1 pseudogene is annotated in these 1,013 nt (G+C 44.2%); it reads left to right on the forward strand.

Annotation, left to right across the window (positions count from 1 at the left end):
• Nucleotides 1-758: 758 nt before the first annotated feature.
• Nucleotides 759-1,013: pseudogene (locus HMPREF9140_RS09995) on the forward strand (DUF6261 family protein); the annotation flags it as partial.

Genomic DNA, 1,013 nt, shown 5'->3' on the forward strand with positions numbered 1-1,013 from the left:
CCTGACATGGAGAGCTGCATCCAGTTACTATAATATTGTAAAAGCAAATTCAGGTTCTTTTTCCGGCTTTCTACTATGCAGCACAATACTATCCGGGAGTAACAGTGACTGGTACCAATATTGGCAAATGGTTTTTGCCAGGGGGAAGAGATATCGACCCCGTTATGCGTAATCTTTACTGGGGTGCAGGTACTCCTGGTGAATATGGCACACATGTTTGGGGATATGGAGTTCCTTTAGATGACCGCTATAAAGCAAGTAGGTGGAACAGCTATTTGTGATAACAGCAAAGCACATTGGGTCGCAACAGAAGGAGCGAATGTTCATTGGGATCCAGCGCATCCAAGTGATTTTTGTAATGAGGCTAATTTCAGACAGTTTAGAGTTAACGGTATTTATTTCAGTTATACCACGAAGAATAACTCTGTTCTTGTCCGCCCATTCGTATATTTCTAATAGAAAAACAACGTTTCGGCACCCACCGACGGAGCGAAAATCAGAAAAATAGCTCTTTGGTAGATGCCGAAGACGAGAAAATCCAAAAAACAGAGCTTCGGCACCTGCCGACGGAGTGAAAATCGGGAAAACACGTCTTCGGCAGATGCCGAAAGCCGGAAAAACTCAAAAAGGACGCTTCGGCACCCACCGAAGAGCAAAAAATAAAAAAAGCATGCCATCGGCAGATGCCGAAAGACCAAAAACCAGAAAAATAATCTTTAATCAATCGCAGAGCAATCTGCAAATAAACATTTATCAGTATGGAAATCAAGACAATCCGAAAAGACCGGCTCCAAAACATGGAGCACCTCAACTTCGCCGAACACGTGTTGATAATGAACAAGGAGGCGAATATCGACAAAATCAAACCACTTCTTCCACCACTCGAAAAGGCTATCAAAGACGAGGAAGAAGCACTAAATCAGCCCACAAAACTCGAGGGAACACGGGAACTTATCGCGCTCGACGAGGAACGCGACCGCGCATATCGAGCCATGCAATTCATGCTCAATTCC

Source organism: Prevotella micans F0438, from assembly GCF_000243035.1.
Taxonomy (GTDB): domain Bacteria; phylum Bacteroidota; class Bacteroidia; order Bacteroidales; family Bacteroidaceae; genus Prevotella; species Prevotella micans.